15 protein-coding genes and 2 pseudogenes are annotated in these 17867 nt (G+C 64.3%); 9 read left to right on the forward strand and 8 right to left on the reverse strand.

The annotated features are described in order from the left end of the window. Positions 1 to 690: 690 nt before the first annotated feature. The 5 genes from rpsB (at position 691) to ACFXKN_RS31205 (ending at position 5143) form a co-directional block, all read left to right on the forward strand. Positions 691 to 1569: a 30S ribosomal protein S2 gene (gene rpsB / locus ACFXKN_RS31185; RefSeq protein WP_378965423.1), complete on the forward strand. Its 879-nt coding sequence runs from the start codon at positions 691 to 693 to the stop codon at positions 1567 to 1569. A gap of 249 nt (positions 1570 to 1818) precedes the next feature. Continuing rightward, positions 1819 to 2643, forward strand: coding sequence for a translation elongation factor Ts (tsf, locus tag ACFXKN_RS31190; protein WP_378965427.1), 825 nt, complete (start codon positions 1819 to 1821; stop codon positions 2641 to 2643). 168 nt (positions 2644 to 2811) lie between these two features. Continuing rightward, entirely contained in the window at positions 2812 to 3540 is a 729-nt protein-coding gene (gene pyrH, locus ACFXKN_RS31195) for a UMP kinase (RefSeq protein WP_378607015.1), read from the forward strand. 49 nt (positions 3541 to 3589) lie between these two features. Continuing rightward, complete coding sequence (gene frr, locus ACFXKN_RS31200; protein WP_358187502.1) at positions 3590 to 4147, forward strand: ribosome recycling factor; 558 nt, start codon at positions 3590 to 3592, stop codon at positions 4145 to 4147. Between the two features lie 111 nt (positions 4148 to 4258). Continuing rightward, positions 4259 to 5143 carry a phosphatidate cytidylyltransferase gene (locus tag ACFXKN_RS31205; protein ID WP_378965536.1) on the forward strand — a complete coding sequence of 295 codons (885 nt, stop codon included), beginning with the start codon at positions 4259 to 4261 and terminating at the stop codon, positions 5141 to 5143. Positions 5144 to 5146: 3 nt separating this feature from the next. On the opposite strand, the gene ACFXKN_RS31210 is transcribed toward ACFXKN_RS31205, so the two are convergent. Next, a complete protein-coding gene (locus ACFXKN_RS31210; protein WP_378965435.1) occupies positions 5147 to 5515 on the reverse strand; it encodes a lipopolysaccharide assembly LapA domain-containing protein in 369 nt (122 codons plus the stop codon). A 101-nt stretch (positions 5516 to 5616) separates the two neighbouring features. On the opposite strand from ACFXKN_RS31210, the gene rlmN reads away from it, so the two are divergent. The 3 genes and pseudogenes from rlmN to ACFXKN_RS31225 all read left to right on the forward strand — a co-directional run bounded on the left by rlmN (position 5617) and on the right by ACFXKN_RS31225 (position 8304). After that, positions 5617 to 6726 carry a 23S rRNA (adenine(2503)-C(2))-methyltransferase RlmN gene (rlmN, locus tag ACFXKN_RS31215; RefSeq protein WP_301902122.1) on the forward strand — a complete coding sequence of 370 codons (1110 nt, stop codon included), beginning with the start codon at positions 5617 to 5619 and terminating at the stop codon, positions 6724 to 6726. A 363-nt stretch (positions 6727 to 7089) separates the two neighbouring features. Continuing rightward, positions 7090 to 7314 (forward strand): annotated as a pseudogene (locus tag ACFXKN_RS31220) (low molecular weight phosphatase family protein); the annotation flags it as partial. Between the two features lie 192 nt (positions 7315 to 7506). Then, the gene (locus tag ACFXKN_RS31225; RefSeq protein ID WP_378965451.1) at positions 7507 to 8304 is read left to right on the forward strand and encodes a PIG-L deacetylase family protein; all 798 of its coding nucleotides are present in this window, start codon (positions 7507 to 7509) and stop codon (positions 8302 to 8304) included. A gap of 60 nt (positions 8305 to 8364) precedes the next feature. Here the strand turns inward: ACFXKN_RS31225 and ACFXKN_RS31230 are convergent, their stop codons facing one another. The 7 genes and pseudogenes from ACFXKN_RS31230 to ACFXKN_RS31260 form a co-directional block, all read right to left on the reverse strand. Then, positions 8365 to 10479, reverse strand: a complete 2115-nt coding sequence (locus ACFXKN_RS31230; RefSeq protein WP_378965457.1) for an MMPL family transporter — start codon at positions 10477 to 10479, stop codon at positions 8365 to 8367. Between the two features lie 159 nt (positions 10480 to 10638). Beyond that, the gene (locus ACFXKN_RS31235; RefSeq protein ID WP_378965460.1) at positions 10639 to 10866 is read right to left on the reverse strand and encodes a hypothetical protein; all 228 of its coding nucleotides are present in this window, start codon (positions 10864 to 10866) and stop codon (positions 10639 to 10641) included. A 224-nt stretch (positions 10867 to 11090) separates the two neighbouring features. Continuing rightward, positions 11091 to 11498, reverse strand: a pseudogene (locus ACFXKN_RS31240) (ATP-binding protein); the annotation flags it as partial. Continuing rightward, positions 11495 to 13003, reverse strand: a complete 1509-nt coding sequence (gene istA / locus ACFXKN_RS31245; protein ID WP_378965464.1) for an IS21 family transposase — start codon at positions 13001 to 13003, stop codon at positions 11495 to 11497. The pseudogene ACFXKN_RS31240 and the gene istA, both read right to left, overlap by 4 nt. A 312-nt stretch (positions 13004 to 13315) precedes the next feature. Next, positions 13316 to 14878: a caspase family protein gene (locus tag ACFXKN_RS31250; protein WP_378965469.1), complete on the reverse strand. Its 1563-nt coding sequence runs from the start codon at positions 14876 to 14878 to the stop codon at positions 13316 to 13318. Beyond that, positions 14875 to 15240 carry a hypothetical protein gene (locus tag ACFXKN_RS31255; protein ID WP_378965472.1) on the reverse strand — a complete coding sequence of 122 codons (366 nt, stop codon included), beginning with the start codon at positions 15238 to 15240 and terminating at the stop codon, positions 14875 to 14877. The genes ACFXKN_RS31250 and ACFXKN_RS31255 overlap by 4 nt, the downstream gene beginning before the upstream one ends. A gap of 82 nt (positions 15241 to 15322) precedes the next feature. Then, positions 15323 to 16690: a DUF4041 domain-containing protein gene (locus tag ACFXKN_RS31260; protein WP_378965478.1), complete on the reverse strand. Its 1368-nt coding sequence runs from the start codon at positions 16688 to 16690 to the stop codon at positions 15323 to 15325. 194 nt (positions 16691 to 16884) lie between these two features. Between ACFXKN_RS31260 and ACFXKN_RS31265 the strand changes: the two genes are divergently transcribed. Beyond that, positions 16885 to 17850 carry a VWA domain-containing protein gene (locus tag ACFXKN_RS31265; RefSeq protein WP_378965481.1) on the forward strand — a complete coding sequence of 322 codons (966 nt, stop codon included), beginning with the start codon at positions 16885 to 16887 and terminating at the stop codon, positions 17848 to 17850. Positions 17851 to 17867: the final 17 nt, after the last annotated feature.

Below are 17867 nucleotides of genomic sequence, written 5' to 3' on the forward strand. Positions count from 1 at the left end.
GCGCTATCGGTACCGTGCCCGGCGCGGCCGCACGTTGCGATGGGAAAATCGGTTCGCCTGCCCTTCTCGCGGGTGGCTGCGCGAGGACGACGGCACCGTCGCCGCCGGCGCATATCGGCGACAGCCCGGCTGGGGGTGTCGTCTCGGCGGGCCGAGTCACCGACGGTCCCGCGGCATCGCCCGACGTTGGGTGAGCCGCCGCTGGTGCAGCGGCGACTCCGGCCACACAGAGCAGCGGAAACGTAGTGATCAGGGTGCGTGTCAATGGGTTCATGCCCCCACTCTGGGCGCCGGGCAACCCCGCCGGGACAACGATTTCGGGATTGTGGACAACTTCCCCGCATGTGGATATCGACCACTTCATCTGCGAAATGGGCGGTCGCTGCGCAGGGTCGATTTCGGACCTGGCCCCGGTCCGCGTAGACTGAACAAGCGGTTTGTGCTCAGCAGCCAGTGCGTGTGCGTGGTACGGACCGACTTCGCGCGCCACCCGTGCTCGTCCATCCGGTCGTCGCTCGCAAATGCAGACGGTCCGCAAGGGCATGTCAGTGCGAGTTCTCCAACGGATGAACAGGGAAATCGTCGGCTGGTCCCGGATTCTTCGAATCGGGTCCGGCGGTTTCGGTGGCGCCAGGGCAGTCGATCGCCGATCGACCGCGACAACCGGCAACGAAAGAGGATACGAGGGCTATGCCTGTCGTAACTATGAAGCAGCTGCTCGACAGCGGCGCGCACTTCGGCCACCAGACTCGTCGGTGGAACCCGAAGATGAAGCGGTTCATCTTCACCGACCGCAACGGCATCTACATCATCGACCTGCAGCAGACGCTGACCTTCATCGACAAGGCCTACGAGTTCGTCAAGGAGACTGTTGCCCACGGTGGCACCGTTCTCTTCGTCGGCACCAAGAAGCAGGCCCAGGAGTCGATCGCTTCCGAGGCGCTGCGCGTCGGAATGCCCTACGTCAACCAGCGTTGGCTGGGTGGCATGCTCACCAACTTCTCCACCGTGCACAAGCGCCTGCAGCGCCTCAAAGAACTCGAGGCGATGGAGCAGACCGGTGGCTTCGAGGGTCGCACCAAGAAGGAAATCCTCATGCTCACGCGTGAGATGACCAAGCTGGATCGCACCCTCGGTGGTATCCGTGACATGGCCAAGGTTCCCTCGGCCATCTGGATCGTCGATACCAACAAGGAGCACATCGCCGTCGGCGAGGCGCGCAAGCTGAACATCCCGGTCATCGCGATCCTGGATACCAACTGCGACCCCGACCTGGTCGACTACCCGATCCCGGGTAACGACGACGCGATCCGTTCCGCCGCACTGCTCACCAAGGTCGTCGCCTCCGCGGTGGCCGAGGGCGTGCAGGCCCGCGCGGGCCAGGCTTCCGGCGACGCGAAGCCCGAAGCCGGCGCAGGCGAGCCGCTGGCCGAGTGGGAGCAGGAGCTCCTGTCCTCGGCGACCCCGGCTGCCGAAGCCGATGTCGCCGCCGCGACCGAGGCCCCGGCCGTCGAGACCCCGGCTGAGGCCGAGGCCGACCCGGCGCAGCACACCCCGGCCGACTTCTGAGCTGACCGGTAGCACACTGTTCACCTTGCCGGCCCGTCTGAATTCAGATGCGGTCGGCAAGGTGGCGTAATACCGAACGAAAAACTGCATGGCCTACGGCCGAGAAATCTCTTTCCTTGATTCTCGGCCGCCTCGATCTGGACTGACCAGAGGGTGCGACGAAGGAGTGCCCGGCGGGAGGGAAGATCGAGGTTCCCAGGCCGAGAATCCGCGGCGCCAGCCGCCAAAAATACAGGAGGCTCGCCCCCGATGGCGAACTACACCGCTGCTGATGTGAAGCGGCTCCGGGAGCTCACCGGCTCCGGCATGATGGACTGCAAGAACGCGCTGGCCGACTCCGACGGCGATTTCGACAAGGCCGTCGAGGTGCTGCGCATCAAGGGCGCCAAGGACGTCGGCAAGCGCGCCGAGCGTGCGACCGCCGAGGGTCTGGTCATCGCCAAGGACGGCGTCATGATCGAGATCAACTGCGAGACCGACTTCGTCGCCAAGAACGCCGAGTTCCAGCAGCTGGCCGACGCCATCGTGACCGCGGCCGCCGCGGCCAAGCCGGCCGACCTGGACTCCCTCAAGGCGCTCAAGCTGACCGACGGCACCGTTGACGACGCCGTGCAGGCGCTGTCGGCCAAGATCGGCGAGAAGCTGGAACTGCGTCGCGTCGTGTCCTTCGACGGCGCGGTCGCCACCTACCTGCACAAGCGTGCTTCGGACCTGCCGCCCGCCGTCGGCGTGCTGGTGGAGTACGAAGGCACCGGCGACGCCGCTGCCGACGCCGCGCGTGCCGCAGGCATGCAGGTCGCCGCGCTCAAGGCCAAGTACCTGACCCGCGAGGAGGTGCCCGCCGACGTCGTCGACGCCGAGCGTCGCATCGCCGAAGAGACCGCGCGCGAAGAGGGCAAGCCCGAGGCTGCGCTGGTCAAGATCACCGAAGGCCGCGTCAACGGCTTCTTCAAGGACGTCGTGCTGCTCGAGCAGTCCGCCGTCACCGACTCCAAGAAGACCGTCAAGGCGCTTCTGGAAGAGGCGGGCGTGAACGTGAAGCGTTTCGCTCGTTTCGAGGTCGGCCAGGCCTGATCCGCCTGAACTGACGAAAAAGCCTCTTCGGCGCGGTGTGATGCCGCGCCGAAGGGGCTTTACTCGTGGATCGACCGACCCCACTTCTGGGTGATCGCAACCTGATAGGGCAGGATGGATGCCGCCTGCTCGCCCTGCTCTCGACCTCGCCGAAGGAGACCAACACCCATGACCGACCCGGGTAACGACCGCCCTGGATACAACCGGGTGCTGCTCAAGCTGGGTGGGGAGATGTTCGGTGGTGGTGGGGTCGGTCTCGACCCCGATGTCGTGCAAACGGTGGCCGAGCAGATCGCCGAGATCGTCGAGACCGGCGTGCAGGTGGCCGTGGTGATCGGCGGCGGCAACTTCTTCCGCGGAGCCGAGCTCGAGGAGCGCGGAATGGAGCGAGCCCGCTCCGACTATATGGGCATGCTCGGCACCGTGATGAACAGCCTTGCCCTCCAGGATTTCCTTCAGCAGCAGGGCGTGGACACCCGCGTGCAGACCGCCATCACGATGGGCCAGGTCGCCGAGCCCTACCTGCCGCTACGCGCCAAGCGTCACCTCGAGAAGGGCCGTGTCGTGATCTTCGGCGCGGGCATGGGTATGCCCTACTTCTCCACCGACACCACCGCCGCCCAGCGCGCGCTGGAGATCGGCGCCGACGTGGTGTTGATGGCCAAGGCGGTCGACGGCGTGTTCGACGCCGACCCGCGCGTGGACCCGAATGCGAGCATGTTCACCGAGATCACCCACAAGGAAGTGATCGAAAAGGGCCTGAAGGTGGCCGATGCCACCGCGTTCAGTCTCTGCATGGACAACCAGATGCCGATGCTGGTGTTCAATTTGTTGATCAAGGGCAATATTGCTCGCGCGGTCGCCGGTGAACCCATCGGCACCCTGGTTCGGTCGTGACCCCGCATCCGCGGACGATGACGATGACGATGCTGTGGAGGATTCGGTCGTGATTGATGAAGCGCTCTTCGATGCCGAGGAGAAGATGGACAAGGCCGTCACGGTGGCGAAGGACGACCTGGGCAGCATTCGTACCGGTCGCGCCAACCCTGGCATGTTCACCCGTGTGCTGATCGAGTACTACGGCTCGCTCACCCCGATCACCCAGGTCTCCAGCATTACCGTGCCCGAGCCGCGCATGGTCGTGATCAAGCCCTACGAGCAGAGCTCGCTCGGCCTGATCGAGAACGCCATTCGCAATTCCGACCTCGGCGTGAACCCGACCAACAACGGCGACATTCTGCGCATCTCGGTGCCGCAGCTCACCGAGGAACGTCGCCGCGAGATGGTGAAGATGGCCAAGAGCAAGGGTGAGGACGCCAAGGTCTCGATTCGCAACGTCCGCCGCAAGGCGATGGACGAACTGAGCCGCATCCAGAAGGATGGCGAAGCGGGTGAGGATGAGGTCGGGCGCGCCGAAAAGGAGCTCGACAAGACCACCGCCAAGTATGTGGCGCAGGTCGACGAGCTGGTCAAGCACAAGGAAGCCGAACTGCTCGAGGTCTGAGCGCCAGATCTCGCCAGTCCCGCTCGTGCGGGGGATGAACGGAACGACGAGTTGAGCGACGGGACAATCGTGGCCGAAGACGCCGCCGCCACCGGGGCGGCACCGGATCCCATGCCGGACAAGGTCGAGGAGACCGCGACCGCGGCCACGCCGCAGGGCGAGCAGCCGCCTGCCCCGACTTCACGGGCCGGGCGCAATCTGCCCGCAGCACTGGCCGTGGGGCTGACGCTCGGGCTGTCGCTGATCGCGATCCTGTTGTTCGTCCCGAAGGTGTTCATCGCGGTCGCGGGGCTCGGCGTGGGTGTCGCGACCTGGGAGGTCACCAAGCGGCTGCGCGAAGCCGACGTGCTGGTGCCACGGATTCCGCTGCTGGTGGGCGGTCAGGCGGTGTTCTGGCTCGGCTGGCCGTGGGGGGCGAGCGGGGTGCTCGGCGCGTTCGCCGCCACCGCGCTGGTGTGCATGGTGTGGCGCCTGTTCGATCACGGACTCAGTACCGCGCCGAAGAACTTCCTGCGTGACACCGCGATCGCCTTGTTCACCCTCACCTGGATCCCCTTGCTGGCCGCGTTCTCGACGCTGCTGCTGCTCGAACCCGACGGCAATCTGCGGGTGCTCACGTTCATGATCCTGGTCGTGTGCTCCGATGTCGGCGGCTATGTCGCCGGAGTGCTGTTCGGCAGGCATCCGATGGTGCCCGCGATCAGCCCGAAGAAGTCGTGGGAGGGGTTCTGCGGTTCGCTGGTGTTCAGCGTGATCGGCGGTCTGCTGACCGTCACCCTGCTGCTCGAGGCCAATTCGATGATCGGTGTGGTGCTCGGTGTCGGGCTGGTGGCCGTGGCGACGATCGGTGACCTGATCGAGTCGCAGGTCAAGCGGGAACTCGGCATCAAGGACATGGGGACGCTGCTGCCGGGGCACGGCGGAATCATGGATCGCCTCGACTCGATGCTGCCCTCGGCGTTCGTCTCCTGGCTGGTGCTCAGCGCGCTGGTGTGAGCGTCAGGACTTCTTGGCGGCTTGCCGTAGTTGCAGGATTCGCACCCCGCCGACCAGGCCCATCACCAGCGCGCCCGCGATCAGCGACAGCAATACGGTGATGCCGAGCGGCAGTTCGAAGTGCCAGAACAACAGGTTGGTGCGGACCTTGTCGAGATTCTGGATGATGAAGATCAGCAGCACGATGCCGAGCAGGGCGGCGGCCAGTAAGGCGATCCAGGCGTAGCCGGTGCGCGATCCGTGCACAGCGTCGCGTGGCACCGATACCGCTCGCTTCGCCGGTTCGGCGGGCTTGCCGTGCTTGCCGGTGAGATCGGTCGGCGGCGGGTCGTGATCGGCCGGTGACGCACCGGATTCCGCAGATGTACTCATGGTTCGATCATTGCCGACTGCTATGGCTCGCGCACGCATCTTGTCGATAACGTTGCCCGGCGTCGCAACCCCGACGCCGCGTTTGGGACAATGGTGAAACTATGGCCATCTCCCTGCCCCTCGTGTTCGATGCCCCGCGCCGCGGCATGCCGCCGCGCCACCTCGCCGATCTCGATTCGGACGAACGCAAGGCCGCGGTGCAGGAGCTGGGATTGCCGAAGTTCCGGGCCGACCAGCTGGCCCGTCAGTACTACGGCCGCCTGCAGTCCGATCCGGCGCTGATGACCGATCTGCCCGCCGATGTGCGCGCGAAGGTCGGCGAAACGCTGTTCCCGCCGCTGCTGTCGGTGGTGCGCAATATCGCCTGCGATGAGGGCGATACCCGCAAGACGCTGTGGAAGGCGCACGACGGGACGCTGCTGGAGAGCGTGCTCATGCGCTATCCCGACCGCAATACGCTGTGCATTTCCAGCCAGGCCGGGTGTGGGATGGCGTGTCCGTTCTGCGCGACCGGGCAGGCGGGGCTCACCCGCAACCTGTCGACCGCGGAGATCGTCGACCAGGTGCGCGCCGCCGCGGCAGATCTGCGCGACGGCGAGGTGCACGGTGGTCCGGGTCGGCTGTCCAACATCGTGTTCATGGGGATGGGTGAGCCGCTGGCCAACTACAAGCGGGTGGTGAACGCGGTTCGCCGGATCACCTCGCCCGCTCCCGACGGGCTCGGCATCTCGCAGCGGTCGGTGACGGTGTCGACCGTCGGCCTCGCGCCCGCGATCCGTAAGTTGGCCGACGAGGACATGTCGGTGCGCCTGGCGGTGTCGCTGCACACTCCCGATGACGAACTGCGCGACACTTTGGTTCCGGTGAACAATCGCTGGTCGATCGCCGAAGTGCTCGACGCCGCACGGTATTACGCCGACAAGTCCGGGCGCCGCGTGTCGATCGAATACGCGTTGATCCGCGATATCAACGATCAGCCGTGGCGGGCGGACCTGCTCGGCAAGAAGCTGCACAAGGCGCTCGGCCCGCTCGTGCACGTGAACTTGATCCCGCTCAACCCGACACCGGGTAGCGAGTGGGATGCCAGCCCGAAGCCGGTTGAGAAGGAGTTCGTGCGCCGGGTGATCGCCCAGGGTGTGTCGTGCACTGTGCGTGATACCCGCGGCCAGGAGATCGCCGCCGCCTGCGGCCAGTTGGCGGCCGAGGGCTGAGCTCGCTCATGGGCGGTATCCCAGCTTGGCGACTCTCCCTTCTTCACGGAAGCTTCTCTCCACTATGCACGTCGACCGGAGAAGTTCGATCCAACTACCGAAGTTCCGGGTGGAGAGCACATCGACCTACTCACATGGGCACTGCCGATGATTCGGTCACCTTCGAAGTGCCCGGCGACCGCGCGATCGTAGGTGTTAGCGGGCCGCTCGCTGATCCGCACATCAGGGGCACATGCGCCCTGGCCACGCGTTTGGCCCGAGCCCGACGGATCCGCCTACTCCGGCTCATGTTCCGATCGTGTGCCCGCGCCCGGGGCGGCAGCACGACCGGCTGGCCCACCAAAGGTGGCGAGCAGGCGGCGCTCCGCTGGAACGGCACCCGGCACCACCGCCAACGCTCTGTCCGCCGAATCGCTGCGCGAAGTCGGGTGTCGACATCAGCGCCGAGACCCCGAAATCGATCGACCCGGTTCTGCTGGCCTCGGCCGACCTGGTCATCACGCTCTGGTGGAAGCCCACCTCGACCCGGCCGACGGAGTGCGGATCCTCAACTGGGACAACGACGAACCCTCCGAATGTGGCTTGGATCGGCGGGTTAGCATCGACGAACTGCCCTGACCCGTCGGCGCGGAAACGCGTAGTGGAAGGAAATGTCGCCGACCGCAGAGGGTCCCGGCGGTGAACTGACTCGCAGTGGCTGGAAGTCTTGTCGGGGACCACGACGGAGCGCTCGGTCACCGGGGGAGAATGCCACCTATAGCTGCGGTGCATAATGTCGAGGTGGCGACAGTGGTGGCTTTGCATGCCCATCCCGACGACGAGATCTTGCTGACGGGAGGCACCCTCGCGAAGCTGGCAGATGCCGGCCACCGCACCGTCATTGTGGTCGCCTGCGACGGACACATGGAACAGTTCGACCAGCTGGTCGCGCCGCGACTATGTGAGTTGCAGGCCAGCGCAGGGATCCTCGGCGTGGTCAGGGTCGAGCATCTCGGCTATGCCGACAGCGGACACGGACCGATCCTGTATCCGAACCCGCCAGGCCGAACACTTTTCGCTCGCGCCGACCTCGAAGAGGCCGCCGAACGGTTGGCAGCGATTTTGCGGGAAGAATGCCCCGAGGTGTTGCTCAGCTACGACCGCCACGGCGGTTACGGTCACCGTGACCACGTCCGTATTCACGAGCTCGGTGCGATGGCGGCGGCAAAAGCGGGAGTGCCTCGGGTGCTGGACGCGACACTGCCGCGGGAGCTGCTGGTGAAGCTCGTCGCGCCGGCCCGGCTGTTCGGGTACGCCGCCACGGCGATCCGCGGCGGTTTCACCGCCCGCTCCGATATCACCCACCGGATAGACGTTCGTGCGTTCGCTGCACAGCGGCTGGCAGCCTTGGCGGAGCACCGCTCCATTCTCGAGGGTGGTGGCCGATTCGCCAGGATCGCTCGGGGGCTGTGTTGGATCCCCGCGCCGGTGCGGACGCGTTTGTTCCGCTGGGAATGGTTCGCCGAGGAAGGGATCAGCCCTGACGTGGCCGGTCCGCTCGACAGCATCTTCGCGACGCCGCCGCGCTGCCACCGCTGATGAAGGCGATCGCGGCGACGACCGCGCTGACTGGTGAAGTCATCCACCCGAGACACGGTCTCAGAGCAGTTTTCGGTAATCGCCAGACTCTGGATACTTCTGGGCATGCCATTCTGAAATAAATCTCGGTGCCCACCAGTTCCGGGTTCCCATCAGCATCATTAGTGCGGGAGCCAGGATCATTCTGATAAGAGTGACATCAGTCAGGACCGCAAGGGTCATGCCGACCCCGAACAGTTGAAGAAATTCAACGCGAGACATCGCGAGAGTCATGAACACGATAGACATCACCAATGCGGCGGGGACGAATACTCTGGCGCTGGCCGATACGCTCGAGACGATCACATTCGCCAAGTCGTCCGGTGAGCGACTGGATTTCATCCATTCTCGACGGAAACTTGCCAGTAGAAACACCTCGTAGTCCATCGATAGCCCGAAGGTAATGCAGAAGACCAGGACGGGGGTCATCGAATCGATGTATCCCGTGGCTGTGACGCCGAGATAACTGGCGAGATGCCCTTCTTGGAAGATCCACACCAAGGCGCCGAAGGGAGCGGCCAGCGAGAGGGTGTTCAGAACAACTGCTTTTAGAGGTAGCACGACGCTGCCGGTAAATAGGAACAACAAGAAAAGTGTAACCGAGATCATTATCAGGACGGCATAGGGAAGTCGGTTCCCCACCGATTGTACCGAGTCGATGTTCATAGCCGCGAACCCGCCCACCAGAACCGGGCCCGGTGATTCGACTGCTCGGATATCGGATAATTGTTTCTTACCTTCATCGGAGTACGGGTCGACCGCCGATGCCACCGTCAGGACAGCGTCCCCGGATTCGACCCGAGGATCCATGGGTCCGCTCATGCGCAGGCCGTCGGAGAAGAAAGTGTTATTCGCTTTCACGAATTTGACACCGTCGATCTTGGAGATATCCGCGGAATATTTCGTCAGCCTGTCGTCATGCCCCAGTACTGTCGGTAGCACGATCTGGACGGATGATTGCGAGTCGACGCTGAACTGTTCGCGGATGATGTCCCCGACTTGTCTGCTGGGAATGGATGCCGCGAGCACGCGATCATCGGGGTACCCGAAGTTCACAGAGATGAAGGGTGCGCACACTGCAAGGAGCGCCGCGATGCTCACCAAGGCGGACAAGATCGGTCTTCGGACTGCGATCTTGGTCAGTTCGATCAGTCGTGGCTTCTTGCGCAGTCTCGACCAGAACGGCAGCGACGAATTCGGAAGCAACCGGCGGACATTGGGCTTGTCGATCCTGTCCCCGATGACGAGCAACACCGCCGGAACCAGGATGAGCGAAGTGAGCGCCGACGCCAGGACAACCGCAAGACCGACGTAAGCGAAGGATCTCAAGAAGAACTGCGTGAACACCAACAGTCCTGCAAGGCCGGCACCGACTATGCACGCCGAGTACAGGACTGTCCGCCCGGCCGCACGCATCGTGGCGACGACGGCCGCCTCGGTGGCCAGTCCCCGTGTGCGCTCCTCCCTGTATCTGGTGACGATCAGCAGGCTGTAGTCGATGGCCAGCGCCAACCCGAGGACGGTGGCGACGTTCAATGAAAATATCGATACTTCGAATAATTCGGCGGACAGACGCAGAATCCCCAAGGTGATCACGATCGAGCACAGGCCGCTCAGGATCGGAAGCGAGGCCGCGACGACACCGCCGAATACAAATATCAGAACGATCAGTGTTGCCGGTACGGCGAGACGGTCCGCGCGGGAAATATCCTCTCCCGCGACTTGACTCGCGTCGATGAGGAATCCGTAGGTGCCTCCGATACGAATCGTGGTGTCTGTGAAACTCATGGCATCGATATCTGCTTTGATGGATCGTGCCGCTGCATCGTCCTTCGCGGTCGCGAGAATTACCGCATCATTCCCCGACCTTCCGCGTAGCGCTCTGGCCTCGTCTGGTGATGCGGCCGTCCAATACGATGTGACGCCGGTGGTACCTGCAGTGCCTTTCGCAAAGTTCACGATGCTCTTGCCTGCCTTGATAGCGGACGCACTATCGACTCCACTATCGGAGGAAACCATTATGACCAGGCTGGGACTTATGCCTCGGCGATGTTCGTAGACGTATTCCGCCGCTTTGACAGATTCGAGATCGGACGACAGGAATCCGCCCGGCTGCAAATGCTGTTGAACACCCATGCCGAAAAGTCCGCAAATGGCGGTGACACCACTGACAAGTGCGATAGCGAGCCACGGTCGCCTGACTATGCACATCAAGACTCGGACGAGCACGATCTTCTCCCGGCAGGATCAGGCAGCGTTTCCAATTGGTGACTGCACATTATACTGTCCGGTCCGTCACAAGTTAGCCGCAAACCTGGCCTCTCGGTTCCGTCGCATCTCCTTGATAGCGGAAATAACATCGACAGCCGCCTCCGGTCCTCCGACCGAGACTCCGGTTTCCAGATTCACCACGCCACGATCGGCGAGAGTCTCGAGTTTGTCTTGGACCCCGGACCGTGAACCCGCGATGATGAAGCGGTCGCGCAGATAGTCCCAGACACCGAATTCCTGCGCCAATTCCACATACCGTGCGCGCATGGTGTCCGGCTGGCGTCCGTGAAGTCTCAGGTCATAGCTTGAGGCGAGTCGGCGCATTCCATCGTGCAGGGAGGCGGTACGAACTTCGATGCCATGTCACCGCGCGCCAGATGGTGGGCGAAGGAGGCTACGAGCCATCCCGTCTCTCTCATCGCCACCTCAGGATCGCCGATCCTGACAGCACCGCAGTTCCACCACAGATCGAGAGTCGCGGCGTGTCCGAGCCCGATCAAAGTGTGACTCTTGCCTGTCCCGGGCGGCCCGATCAGACACAAATTATGTTGGGCCCGAACCCATTCCAGCGTGGCGAGGTAATCGAACGTGGCCTGCGGGATCGAGGAAGACCCGACGTCGAACCCGTCGAGAGTCTTGGTCACCGGGAACGCGGCGGCCTTGAGCCGGTTCACGGCGTTGGAGGCGTCGCGGGCGGCGCATTCGGCCTCGATCAGAGTCCGCAACACTTCCTCGGGCGCCCAACGTTGCAGCTTCGCGGTCGCGAGGACCTCAGGGGCGTCGCGGCGGACGGTGGACAGCTTCAACCGCCGCAGGCCCGCGTCGAGGTCCGCGGCCAGCACCGGAACCTGTTTGGCTGCTACTCGTTTCGATGGTGTGGTCACGACGCGTCCTCCTCTCGGCTGATCTTGTAGGCGTCCAGCGACCGGGTCCCCGCGACCGGCAGATCGACCACCAGAGCGTTCCCGGCCGGACGCGGATGCGGTGCGCCCGCGCCGGCAGCGAGGATGGAACGGACGTCGGCGGCGCGGAACCGTTTGAACGCGACCGCGCGACGCAGCGCGGCGACCAGGTCGTCATGGCCGTGAGCGTCACCGAGAGCCAGAAGTTCACCGAGCTCCGCGCCCAGGCGGGTGTTGCCGGCGGCGGCCGACCCGACGAGGAACGCTTGCGCGTCGATGCCGAGGGCGCAGAACTGTTGTTCTGTCACGGTTTTGGGGCGCGGGCCCCGGTTCTGCGTGGGGCGGGGCTGGTCGTAGTGGTCGTCGTTGATCGAGACCTCGCCGGGAGCGAGGAGTTCGTGCTCGGCGACGATCACCCCGCTGTGGTCTTCGACCACGAGCAGCGAACCGGAGTCGATGACCAGGTTCACGTGGTGGCCGATGAACCTGTTCGGCACCGAGTAACGGGCCGATCCGTAACGGACACAAGACAATCGGTCGACCTTGCGGCGCGCCGATGTCGCACCGACCGGCAGTCGCAGCGACGGCAGGTCGGTGAGGAGTTCGCGTTCGACGGCCAAACGATCGTCGGGGACCGCCGCGATCTCGGAGTGGATCGTCGAGTTCACCTCCGCGCACCAGGTTTTCGCTGCCGCGTTGGCTCGGGCGAGGCTCAGTTCCCGGCCCGCGAGGCCTGCTTCGGTCAGCAGCGGGACCGCCAAGTCGGTTTGGGCGTAACCGCAGAGGCTCTCCACGATTCCTTTCGACTGCGGGTCCGCGGCGTGACACCAGTCGGGTTCGAAGCCGTAATGGGTTGCGAACCTGACGTATTCGACAGTCGGGACCATCACTCCGGCCACGACACCGCCTTTGAGACAGCCCATCCGGTCGGTGAGGACTTTCGCGGGGACACCGCCGAGTTCGTCGAACGCTTCGGCGAGCATGGCCAGGGTGGTGGACTGGCGTTGATCGGCAGCGAAGCGGGTGAACCGCCACCGCGAGAACGCCAACACCGCGCAGAACAGCTGCAACCCCGGTGCGGCTTCGGCCCAGTCCATCACCAGGTACTCGCCCGGAGTCCAGGTCGCGGGGCGGCGTCCTCGATGATTATCGTTGCGCCACAACATTTTCTGTTGCGCGACCAAGCGCCGGAAGTTGCGGGGTGAGCCCTGGTACCCGGCGACGCGAGCGATTGGCAGCAGTCGTTTCGCTGAGATCCGGCCGCTGGATTTCTTCACTCGTTCGGCGACCAGACCGGTCACGGCCTCGTAGTTGCGGGGCCGGGCTGGCCGGGCGGGCGATTTCTGGCCGGTCTGGGCGGCTTCGGCGGCGTCGATGACGCGTTTCACGGTTTTGTGGGTGGTGCCGCACATTTGCGCGGTAGCTCGGTAGGTTCCGGTTTCCCGGTAGGCGGAAATGATGTCCATTCGTTCCCTCTCGGACTTCAATGGAGCTCCCTGGGTTGGTGCTCGGTGACAGTTGGCGCTATCACCGTCACCGCCCAGGGCCTGTGCTCCGGGTCGACACACGGTCAACCCGCCGAAGGGGGTGGGGACTTTTAGGTGGCCACCAGTGGTGACCTACACGTGGCCACCAGTGGGGACTTTCTCATGGCCAGGGACACGGCCTCTCAGGTTCCCTGGACCAGGCTCGCCAGCAATACCGCGACGGTCCGAGCATCGCCGCCCTGGCACGTCAGCTGAACTATGCACCGCCGGTATCGGCATCGTGGCGCGTGCCGATGTCGAGATGTGAGGTCATCAGGCCCAGAGCGTAATGGGGTTCTGCCGTCGGGGAACGGTCTTGTCGACGAGTTCGGCGAGAATGTCCGGGTCGTCGACCAGTTGACCCTGGATCCCGTAACGGTCACCGAAAGGCCCGATGAAGTCGTGGATCCGAATCACCGCGCGGGTGATTCCCGCATGGGCGACTACCGCGAAGTCGACGCCGTGCCAGTTCGCTGGTCTGAATTTCCAGAAGACCCGTGCGGAGCCGAGTAACTCATCATCGGACATGCCGTGGTAGTAGCCGCTGCCGGTGCGGGTGTGCACACCTCCGCCCCAGGGAGTTTCGTCCCAGGTAGCCGGGCGGTTGGCCCATTTCCCCAGTGTTATGAGCATCAGTCGACGGGTCGTCGGCAACGAGTACTGCGATGCCTCATCGTCGGTCCGCATGTGCGGGTCGACCGGCAAGTCTTTTCGCGGCACCACTTTTCGCAGCTTCTCGCCATTGCGCTGTGGCGAGGTATGGCCCGCTGCATGCCACCATCGGGCGGCTTCGGCCTCGCGCCCGCTGAGCCGAAGCCGGATCGCGAGGTTGTGCATGGCGTTGGTGTCGCCGGTTTCGGCGGCACGCTGATACCAGTATTTGCCGTCTTCGAATCTGCGCTGGATTTCGCTGACCACCGCGACGTTGTACATCGCACCGGGATTCCCGGCCTCAGCGGCGAGGCGCCACCACTGTTCGGCGTGCTCGAGATCTTTCGCGCGGTGGAATCGTTGCGCCAGCTCGATCATTGAGTCGACGTCGCCCTGCTGTGCGGCGTCGAGGACCGCTAGTGCGTCGACATCGACGGGATCAGCGACTGCAGGTGCTGCCGACGTGGTGGGTGGAGCGAACAGTCTCAGCGCGTGCGCCGAATTGTGAACTCGGCATTGTGGTTCCGGCTGGCTACGGCCCCTCAGTATCTTGGCCGTGCTGGCGTAGAGCTGATCGAGGGTGAGATCGGTGTCCGTCGCGGCGGCCAGCAGGGCCGCGGTGAATGCGGTGTGGCGGCCGTCTGTCGGTGCCAATGAGGGTTTGTTCTTGGGGGACGAGGTGAGTACGTACGTACCCTCGATGTTTTGGGTCTCGAACGTGACGAGGTCGGCGGACGTGCTCATGGTTTCGATGGCGTTGCCGGAGAAGCAACAATCCAGAATGACGATACGCGCCTGCGCGCGGCTCTTGCTGATGTGGCGTTTGACGACGCCGAACGGCACCGAACTCAGTTCGATCTGGTCGGGGTCACTGTCGGGCAAAACCAGATGCAGGTTTCCCGCTTGATCCAGCTTTCCGTGCCCGGAGAAATAGAACAGTAGAACATCTTCGGCCTCGGCCGCTGCCTGGGTGATCGCGGTTCCGACTTGTCCGGGCATGCTCGGGTTGTGCAGGACGGTGCAGTGTTGCTCGGCTACCGCGCCACCGGATGGCGAGGTCAGGCGTTCGGCGAGGTCGTTGATGTTGTTGGCGACGGCGGGCAGATCATGGAAGTCGGGGTGTGAGAAGCGGCTCGCCCCGATCAATACCGTGCGCCACCCGTTGCGGTCCGCGGCACCGGTCACTGCTCGGCCCGGTAGTCGAGGAGCTGGCGCAGGAGTTTCTCGACGTCGGTTCCCGCCCCGACACCCTTCGCGTCAATCGTCATCTCGCCGTCGCCGCGGGTGAACGTCAGTTTGATGTCGGACTGTCGGACGGTGAACCACGTCGACAACGAACTCGCCAGCGCGGTGAGGGTGCCACCCGTGCCGACGGCGACGACGAGGACTTCGGCGAGCCCGCCCATCTCGCCATCGCGAATAGGGCTGTCCACCAATGTCACCCGACCGCGCAACGCCCGGTCGTCGTTGAACCACTCGTGCAGGTCGAACAGATCGTCGGCACCGCCGCTGGTGTGGAGCGTGAACTCGCTCTGCGTATCAACCACCGCACCATATTGCCACGGGCGCGACGACGTCGAAACCTGATCGGTGCACTGATTATGTTGCCGCCCAGCAACTTCCGTGTCATCAGCGCGACCGGGCGGCTCGGCTCTGGTGGTACTCCACAGCTTTGGCCAGGTCATCGAAACTGCCGACCTGGCCCACCACCGCCTGAAGATGTTCACGCACCTCGGCAGGAGTGGCGTAGAAGAACTCGCGGCGCTGGTTAACGAGGTTCACCCGCCGGTCGGCGAGTCGCTGATGCAACTGGTCTCTGATGCCGACCGCGTCCTTGTCGTAGAACATCGTGTGCATGTCGTACTTGAACGGCACCGAGGTGTTGCCGAGTTCGCGGATCCGGTCCTCCGGGTCGAACCGCCGGGTGAGGCCGATCATTACCATGTCCTTGAACGCCCCGATATTCGATAGCACGTAGACGAATCCGGCCCGGTAGTTGTCGGCACGATCCTGGATCGTCGCGATGTCGCTCTCGAGCTTCGCCAACAGACCGCGTAGCTGATCGGCGTCGGCGGACCGTGCCTTGCCGATCGCCTCCAGCGCGGCGAGGGATTCACGGTAGCGCCGTTGCTCCTTCTCCAATCGTTCCCGCTCCCTGGACAATTCAGTGTGCGCTCGCCGTTCCTCGCGCAGCCGATCGCGTTCCTCGCGCTCGTGCTCCTTCTGCCGCGCGAGAAACTCCAGGTAGTCGGCCGTCATCTCGAGTTCGCGGCAGCGCAGCGAGTGGTAATGGACGGACACCCGCAGCTGCATGGTCTTGCCGAGGCGTTCGATCGTGGTGGCGATCTTGTTCAGTCGAGTCAGCGCGCTGGTCAACTTGTACGGCTTGAGACTGCGGACGAGGTTGTCCGCTTCGGCGTTGTATGCCCGCAACATCAACTTCGAGTACTCGCGGACCATCTTCCGTCCCTCGGTGACCGAACCGTTGACGGTCCACGTGGTCGATGCCTCGATCGCACCACCGTCGCGGCGCGCCATCGCCTTGATCTCGCCTTGCAACAGCTCCAGCGCCGTGCGGTAGGCCATCGAGTCCGAGAGCGGATGGCGGTACTCGTAGATCCCGATCTCCTGCAGCACCTGCTCGTCGCGGGTGCTGATCACCTCAGCGCGCAGGGCGTCCAGCATGGCCTGATCGTCGGTTACTTGAGTGGCGAGCTGGTCGCGCAGCTGCTGCAGTTGCGCTGTTTCGAGCCCTCCCAGCGCCGTCAATTGTGCTCGGAGCCGTTGATTCTCGGCTATCGCGTCGGCGAGTTCGGCGGACTGGCGCTTCGCCAGCGCGCGTGCGCCGAACAACGGCACTTTCGCGGTCGATGCGCCCGGGTTCGGCGCGGCAGGTGCGGCGGCCATCCTGTTGTCGGTCCATTCGATGCCGTTCCAGTACCTGAGGTAGTCGGCGTCGGAGGGGTCCCGGTACCAGTTCGGTGGTGTGTTGCTCATCGTATTTCCCCCTGGCTCTGTCGGCTCCTTCGAGGATGCCAGAACGAGCCTTGGTGGTCGACGGGTTGTCCTCGGCTCGGACGACGAGGCGCGGCCCCCGGGGGCGAGCTGTCGGCCCGATGGAAAAGTAAGGGCTACAATCTCTTTCGAGTCCGAGATGCGTGCGGGGATGGCGCTATTGGTGATCTGTGTTCATGGAATGGGGAATCGTGTACTCAGCGGAGATCAACCGTAGGCAGCCGGCGTTGTTGATGTTGCTGGTAGATCAGTCGTTCTCGATGTCGGAGCCCGCGGGGCAGGGGCAGGGCACGAAGGCTGATGTGCTGGCGCTGGCGGTGAACAACTTGCTCGGCAACGCCGTGCTGCTGTGCAGTCGCGGCGGCGAGCGGATCTACAACTACTTCGAGGTCGGGGTGGTGGGGTACGGCGCGAAGATCGGGCCGATCCTGCATGGCGCCGATGCCGACCGGCGGGTGTTGCCGGTCTCCGAACTCGCTGAGAATCCGCGCCGGGTCGATGCGGTGACCCGGCGAGTGCCCGATGGTGCGGGCGGCGTCGTCGCGGTGAACCAGCAGATGCCGGTGTGGGTGGATCCGCTGTCGGATGGCGCTACACCCATGGTGTCGGCACTGACCTACGCCGAACCGGTGATCGCGTCGTGGTGCGCGGAGCATCCGTCGAGTTTCCCGCCGATCGTGATCAATGTGACCGACGGGGCCAGTACCGATGGTGACCCGCGCGACGCGGCCGACCGAATCCGCGCCCTGTCCACCGACGACGGTGCGGCCCTGGTGTTCAACCTCCACTTGTCGGCCTTCGGTGGGCAGTCGGTGACCTTCCCGGACACTGCGGCGGGTTTGAGCGACCCGAACGCGCAGCGACTGTTCGAGGCTTCGAGCATTCTGCCGCCGTCGATGCTGGAAGCGTCCGCGTCACTCGGGTATTCGGTGAACGCGGGCTCGCGCGGGTTCCTCTACAACGCCGACGTCACGATGGTGATCGACTTCCTCGACATCGGTACTCGCGCGGTCACTCCGACCGGGCTGAAGGAGCTCATGAGCCCGGCCGCCGATGACCTGGTTTCGGATGACGGTGACGATGCGGCCGATGACGGCCAAGACGGGAGTACGCGCGCACACGGCGACGCCCCGACCTGGTAACCGCCCCGGAACACGTT

It is taken from the genome of Nocardia sp. NPDC059195 (assembly GCF_042754695.1).
GTDB lineage: Bacteria > Actinomycetota > Actinomycetes > Mycobacteriales > Mycobacteriaceae > Nocardia.